Origin of the sequence: Clostridium sp. (genome assembly GCF_051650885.1) — a bacterium.
In the GTDB taxonomy this organism is placed as follows: Bacteria; Bacillota; Clostridia; order Clostridiales; family Clostridiaceae; genus Clostridium.
In genome coordinates this window covers 1-1,643 of the sequence record NZ_JBOFRG010000356.1, presented here as the reverse complement: position 1 = coordinate 1,643, position 1,643 = coordinate 1, and the positions used below count along the sequence as shown (strand labels likewise).

Here is a 1,643-nt window from a genome sequence, read left to right as displayed (position 1 = left end):
CGTTCGTCCTGAGCCAGGATCAAACTCTCAATAAAAAGTTTAATCTTAAATTGCTCATAAAACTTACTAATAAAAGAATTGCTGGTTTAAGTTTGTTTATATATTATTCTGTTCAATTTTCAAAGACCATTTTTGTTCAATCGCTTTTGGCGACTTGTTTATCTTACCACTTAAAGTTTTTTCTGTCAACATATTTTTCAATGTGTTTTCAAATTCCTTTTAGTGAGTCTCTTGCACAAAAACTTGTTTTGTTTCAAGCGACTCACTTATAATATCATCTATATCTATTCATTTTCTTTCATTTTATTCTATTTATTTAAATTAATCGTATATTACTCTAACTTTCTCCTTATACCATCATTTTTTATATAATGACACACTAGGTTCTGTGTTATGGTTTATCAATGATAAGTAAACATTATCATATTTTTTTATAAATAAATTACTATAAAATCTCTAATAATTTTTTCTTTAATATCTTCATTTTTTTATTTTATTTATCATTAAATATTATTTCATTTCCATTAAAATCAAATTTAAAGCTTCCAATTTCTATATTCGGCTTATTTTTACCATGAAAATCTGTCCCACAAGATATAAATAAATTATTTTCTTTACATTTTCTATAGAAGAATTTTATATCTTTGCTGCTATGATACGAACTAAAAACTTCTATTCCATCCAATCCCAATTCTATTAATTCATCAATAACATCAAGCTTATTATTTAAATTTTTCCCAGGATGTGCTAATACTGCTATTCCACCACTCTCTTTAATAAGCCTTACAGCTTCCCTTAATGAAATAAACTCTATATGAACATATGCAAGTTTACCTTGTGAAAAATAGTCCCAATAAAAATTTACATACGGCATATCACTCCTTGACCCATTCTCTCTATATGGTTTAAGAAACTTTGAATTTTCATTTCTCACATCTTCCAATAAAACTTCTGCTATCAACTCTCCTGTAATTATCCCATTATCAGCCTTTTTAAATACTAACTCTTCATCTAAATACAAATCTGTTACCTTTTTGATTTTTTCCATTCTTTTAATTCCAGCATCTTTTTCTTCTCTTAATATACTTTCTTCTAATATATTAAATTCTTCTTTTGTAAAATCAAAATCATACCCTAATAAATGAAGATTCAATCCTTTATGCTGACAATCAATCTCTACACCTGATATATACTTTATATTTTTATCTTTTGAATACTCTTTTGCTATCTTATTCGCTTTAACAGAATTATGATCTGTTATTGATATAATATTAATGCCACTGCTAACTGCTCTATCTATTATTTCTTCTGGTCTTAATTCCCCATCATCACTAAAACTTGAATGCATATGCAAATCTATACTTTTCATAAATCTCTTTCCCCTTTCATAAATACTCTCTTTAATTTTATATCTTAAACAAGATTTTGAATACAAAAATTTACATATATCAATTTTTTTATACTTTATATGAAAATGCTCTAAATATAAATGTGGATAATTTTGTGCACAAAAAAAGCCAGTAGAATTAACTACTGACTTTTCCTCTTGTTTTCACTTGGCAACTTCCTACTCTCCCACACAGTCTCCCGTGCAGTACCATCGGCGTTATAGAGCTTAACTTTCCTGTTCGGAATGGGAAGGA

The 1,643-nt window shown here is 27.3% G+C and carries 1 protein-coding gene and 1 rRNA gene; both read right to left on the bottom strand.

Going from position 1 to position 1,643, the window contains the following annotated elements; genetic code table 11:
* Positions 1-493: 493 nt before the first annotated feature.
* Positions 494-1,369, bottom strand: coding sequence for a PHP domain-containing protein (locus tag ACRC28_RS18010; protein WP_438544830.1), 876 nt, complete (start codon positions 1,367-1,369; stop codon positions 494-496).
* A gap of 185 nt (positions 1,370-1,554) precedes the next feature.
* Positions 1,555-1,643, bottom strand: a 5S ribosomal RNA gene (gene rrf / locus ACRC28_RS18005); the annotation flags it as partial.

Excerpts from the sequence above, each read along its gene's own strand:
- ACRC28_RS18010 (WP_438544830.1), bottom strand. The coding sequence starts at position 1,369 with ATGAAAAGTATAGATTTGCATATGCATTCAAGTTTTAGTGATGATGGG.